Consider the following 5096-nt stretch of genomic DNA (forward strand, 5'->3'; position numbering starts at 1 on the left):
GCTGAAAAACAGCCCTGTGAAAAACATCTTCTATAAGGCCAATTTGGGTAAATTCCCCGCCATATCTTCGCAGTTTTATTCCAGATTTGAACACCAGTGACTGGAGATAAATATGAAGCGCGTTCTGTCTGCATTTATGGCAACAGCTCTGATGCTGGTGCCGGTCTTTGCTGAAGAAGTGACACTGCCTTCTGATGATGACGTTAAGAAAATTCTGACTGACCGTATTGATGGAAGTCAGACCGGCATTGTTGTTGCCTTGATCGAAAATGGCAGATCCCGCTTTGTATCACATGGTCAGTTTGGCCGCAATGATCCGCGACAGGTGGATGAGAATACTCTGTTTGAAGCCGGTTCAATTACCAAGGTCTTCACCAATCTGCTGTTGGCGCAACTGGTACTGGACGGGCGGATTGATCTCAACGCCCCGATTGCCAATTATCTGCCGGCAAATACTGTTCTGCCGACCTATAAGGGCAAGGCAATCACAGCATTTGATCTTGCCACGCACACATCCGGTTTGCCGAGCTTGCCGGATGATCTGATGACGGCGGATATAAATAACCCCTATACCGGCTATGGCAGTCAGGGTCTTTTCAACTGGCTGGCGACATATCGTCTGAACCGGCCGATCGGTAAGGATTTTTCCTATTCCAATGCCGGTACCGCACTGCTGGGGCTGGCGATTACCCATATTGATGGCCGCTCTTATGCCCGGATGGTGCAGCAGGAAATTCTTGATCCGCTGGGCATGAAACAAAGCGTGCTGGCTTTGACCGGTAATACGCAACCGGATATGGCAACAGGCCATGGGCGGGGCGGGGAACCGGTGAGCCATTGGGATTTTGATGCATTTGCACCGGCAGGCGCGCTCATCACTTCGGCTGATGATCTTGCCAAATTTATAGCTGCAGCTTCAGGACAAACGGAAACCCCGCTTAAACCTGCCTTTGCCTTGCTCACGGAACATAGCCGACCGGCTGGCGGGAAAACACGTAATATTGGTCTTGGTCCGGTCATTTCCAAACTCGCCCGCCGTACGATTGTCTGGCACAATGGCCGGACAGGCGGCTTTGAAAGTTTCGCCGGTTTCGACCGTGAGAATGGCAATGGCGTTATTGTCTTGTCCAATCGCCTGAGCATTACGGGTATTGACGATATCGGCGCTCATTTGCTGGACGCGCGGCAAGAACTGCTGCCCCAGCCTCCGATACGCATTGCTGTTGCGATTGATACCGCAAAACTGCCCGCTTATGTCGGCCAGTATCTGCTCTCCCCTGGTGCGATTATGAGCATAACCGAAGAAAATGGGCAGTTATTTCTGCAACTGACCGGCCAGCAGCGTTTTGCAGCCTATCCGGAGAGCGATACGAAATTCTTTCTGCGTGAAGTTGATGCACAAATCAGTTTCACTGTGGAAGACGGAAAAGCCACAAAGCTGACCCTGCATCAGAACGGGCGCAACATGCCGGCTTTGCGTGTTGGGGACTGAAGTCAGGATGAATAATAAGCTATGAAGAGCAGCTCTGTTACAAAACCGGAAAAGCTTCGGGTGTTTATTTTGGGAGCTTCGGGCAAAGTAGGCTCAATACTCGTTCAGCGATGTGTTGCGCGTGGTCACAAAGTGACAGCGCAGACACGGGATGCCCGCAAACTTGTCGCGGGATTCAATCTCGATATAGCCGTCGGAGCGCCTGCGGATAAAGCATTTTTAGAGCAAAATATTACCGGTCATGATGCCGTGGTTATATGTCTTGGTGTTGATCACACCGGAAGAACGACGCTTTTTTCTGATGTGACCAGAGAGCTTGTGGATGTGATGCAAGCTGCAGGAGTGAACCGGCTTGTTGTAATAACGGGGATTGGCGCAGGAGATACCAAAGGTCATGGCGGATGGTTTTATAATTACCTCATTTATCCGTTCATTACCCGCCATCAATATGCAGACAAAGACACTCAGGAAGCGATCATCGGGCAAAGCAGCCTCGATTGGACAATCATTCGTCCGGCACCTTTCAGTTCCCGTACCACGAAAGAACCATTACATATTTTGACCCGGACACCGCGCAATGTGCAGCTTCGGTTCATCACAGTTGAAGAGGTTGCCGCTTTTATTCTGGATAGTTTGGAAAACAGGACATTTATCCGGCAGATGCCGTTTATCGGGCATAATTAATTTCTGATTGTCTGCCGTTTTCATCTATAGATTTACCGTTACGTACTTCTGAAAGCATAATCAAAACTGTAGTTTTGAGTGATGTTTTCCGGAGGGTGGCAATGGGTCTGGAAGTCTCAAAAAAATACAATATCGATGAGGTTCTGGAGGAGATGATCTGGATACCGGGCGGAACTTTTGTGATGGGGTCAGACGATCACTATCCTGAAGAAGCACCAAAGCATCCGGTAAAAATTGACGGTTTTTGGATCAGTCAAACACCTGTAACCAACAGGCAATTTGCGCGTTTTGTTGAAGAAACAGGCCATGTGACTTTGGCAGAAAAAGTGCCGGATGCGCGGGATTATCCGGGGGCGCTTCCGGAAATGTTGCGGGCGGGTTCCCTCGTTTTCACTCCGCCGGCAACGGTTGCAGGACGTGACATCAGCCAATGGTGGCAGTTCAAATTCGGTGCAAACTGGCGCAAACCTCTGGGTGACCTGAGTGATATCCGCGATAAGCTGGATCACCCCGTGGTTCATGTCGCTTATTGTGATGCGTGTGCCTATGCTGACTGGGCAGGGCTTGACTTGCCGACCGAGGCAGAATTTGAATTTGCGGCCAGAGGTGGCCTTGAAGATACAGAATATGCATGGGGTGATGAATTGATGCCCGATGGCATTGCAATGGCCAATACATGGCAGGGCATCTTCCCGACAAGCAGCACCAAACCATCAGGGCATGAGCGGACATCGCCTGTCAGGTCATTTCCTGCAAACGGATATGGTGCCTATGACATGATCGGCAATGTGTGGGAGTGGACAAGCGATTATTGGAGCGACAGGCATTCTGAACCTGCGCCCAGCCCCTGCTGCCTTCCCTATAATCCGCGCGGCGGCGAAGCGGATTTAAGCTATGACCCGCAACAACCAAATATCCGGATCGCCAGACGCGTTATCAAGGGTGGCTCCCATCTTTGTGCGCCGAATTATTGCCGCCGCTATCGTCCCGCTGCACGGCATGCAGAGCCGGAAGACACGTCGACAAGCCATGTGGGTTTCCGCTGTGTGAAGCGTCCCTCAGACTGAAGAAAACAGCTCTTTTGTCCTCATTTCCCGCCCATATGCATACGCCATAAAACGCCGGATTTACTGTTACGTACTTCTGGATTTACAGCCAAATTTGTAATTTACGAAAATATTTTATAGGGCACACCATCAGTCAAGGCCGATGCCAATCGCGAAAGCACGGGGAAGCTTTGAACGGTTGAGTAAAATGGTGAACGCCTGCTGCCCCGACGAAATTGCATCACGAACACAAGTCAAGGAGGGAATAAGCATGCAGCGTCGTACCTTTTTGTCATTCAGTGCATTGCTCGCAACATCTGCTCTGGCCGGAGCTGCACAATTTGCTGTGCCACGGTCTTTAAGCCTTGTCTCGGAGGCAAAGGCACAGGAAAAACAGGCAAGGCCCAATATTCTCATCATCTGGGGCGATGATGTCGGGATCTGGAATCTCAGCGCATATCACAGAGGCATGATGGGTGGCTCTACGCCGAATATCGACCGGATTGCCGATGAAGGCATGCTATTCATGGATCATTATGCTCAGGCCTCCTGTACTGCAGGCCGTGCGGCATTTATCACCGGGCAATATCCGCTACGGGTAGGGCTGGCAACTGTCGGATTGCCGGGTACGCCTCAGGGTATCAGCAAAGAGGACCCCACTCTCGCTGAAATGCTGAAACCGCTTGGTTACGCTACCGGGCAGTTTGGTAAAAACCATCTCGGTGACCGTGACGACCATCTGCCAACGGCGCATGGTTTTGATGAATTTTATGGCATCCTCTACCATCTCAATGCCGGTGAATATCAAGAGGAATATGATTTCCCAAAGGTTCCGGAAGTCGCCAAGCAATTTGCGCAGCGTGGTATTATTCATTCATGGGCAAATGCGGACGGAACGCAGAAGATTGATGACAAAGGCCCTTTTGGACGCGAGCGTCAACGCACACTTGATGCCGATGTGCTGAAAGAGTCCAAGCGTTTTATCAGTGATGCGGTGGAGGCGAAGAAGCCGTTTTTCGTCTGGCATAATACTACCCGTATGCATTACCGCACCAATCTCTCGCCGGAATATGAAGGGAAAAGCGGTTACGGTCTCTATGCCGACGGCATAATGGAAATGGACGATGATGTCGGCGAGTTGATGAAATTGCTCGACGAGCTGGGCGTTGCCGATAATACCCTGATTATGTTCTCAACCGATAATGGCGCAGCTTCCAACAGCTGGCCGGATGGCGGTAACACACCTTTCAGAGGGCAGAAGGGTCTGGGCGGCTATGAAGGCGGTTTCAGGGTGCCGGTTGCTGTCAAATGGCCGGGTGTTATTCCCGCCGGAAAAACAACCGGCGAGTTCATGACGATGGAAGACTGGATCCCGACGATCATGTCACAACTCGGGCAGCCAAACCTTAAAAAGGAACTGCTCGACGGTAAAAAGATCGGCGGCAAGACCTATAAAGTTCATCTCGATGGTTATGATCAGTCTGCAATGATTAAAGGTGAGGGAGAAAGTCAGCGGAAGGAATTCTTCTATTTCACTGAAACAAAATTCCACGGCATGCGCCATGGTGACTGGAAATTCCTGTTCACGAAGCAGGACAGATGGTTCAACGGCGTTCAGGACAACCTGACCTCTCCGGTGATAACCAATCTGAGGCTCGATCCGTTTGAGCGTTTCCAGCAGGCGCGCGGCTTTGATGAGTGGCAGGAAAACCGGTCGTGGACGATTGCGCCTGCCATTGCAAAAGTTCAGGAATTCTTCGTCTCATTCAAAAAATATCCGCCGCGTCAGCCAAGTATGGAAGCCAATATTGACGCCATGATTCAGCAGCTGATGCAGGCCAAAAATCCTTAGAACGACCCGTTCCCCCCCACCC

The 5096-nt window shown here is 50.9% G+C and carries 4 protein-coding genes; all 4 read left to right on the plus strand.

Annotated features, from left to right (window positions below):
• The first annotated feature begins 112 nt into the window (after positions 1-112).
• The gene (locus A918_RS20810; RefSeq protein WP_022712059.1) at positions 113-1492 is read left to right on the plus strand and encodes a serine hydrolase; all 1380 of its coding nucleotides are present in this window, start codon (positions 113-115) and stop codon (positions 1490-1492) included.
• Positions 1493-1513: 21 nt separating this feature from the next.
• Positions 1514-2176 carry an NAD(P)-dependent oxidoreductase gene (locus A918_RS0116170; RefSeq protein ID WP_022712060.1) on the plus strand — a complete coding sequence of 221 codons (663 nt, stop codon included), beginning with the start codon at positions 1514-1516 and terminating at the stop codon, positions 2174-2176.
• Between the two features lie 101 nt (positions 2177-2277).
• The gene (locus tag A918_RS0116175) at positions 2278-3243 is read left to right on the plus strand and encodes a formylglycine-generating enzyme family protein (protein WP_022712061.1); all 966 of its coding nucleotides are present in this window, start codon (positions 2278-2280) and stop codon (positions 3241-3243) included.
• 250 nt (positions 3244-3493) lie between these two features.
• Entirely contained in the window at positions 3494-5074 is a 1581-nt protein-coding gene (locus tag A918_RS0116180; RefSeq protein WP_022712062.1) for an arylsulfatase, read from the plus strand.
• Positions 5075-5096: the final 22 nt, after the last annotated feature.

Source organism: Pseudochrobactrum sp. AO18b, assembly GCF_000409565.1.
GTDB lineage: Bacteria > Pseudomonadota > Alphaproteobacteria > Rhizobiales > Rhizobiaceae > Pseudochrobactrum > Pseudochrobactrum saccharolyticum.

Coding starts and splice junctions, on each gene's coding strand:
- A918_RS0116175 (WP_022712061.1), top strand. CDS start 2,278: ATGGGTCTGGAAGTCTCAAAAAAATACAATATCGATGAGGTTCTGGAG.
- A918_RS0116170 (WP_022712060.1), top strand. CDS start 1,514: ATGAAGAGCAGCTCTGTTACAAAACCGGAAAAGCTTCGGGTGTTTATT.
- A918_RS20810 (WP_022712059.1), top strand. CDS start 113: ATGAAGCGCGTTCTGTCTGCATTTATGGCAACAGCTCTGATGCTGGTG.
- A918_RS0116180 (WP_022712062.1), top strand. CDS start 3,494: ATGCAGCGTCGTACCTTTTTGTCATTCAGTGCATTGCTCGCAACATCT.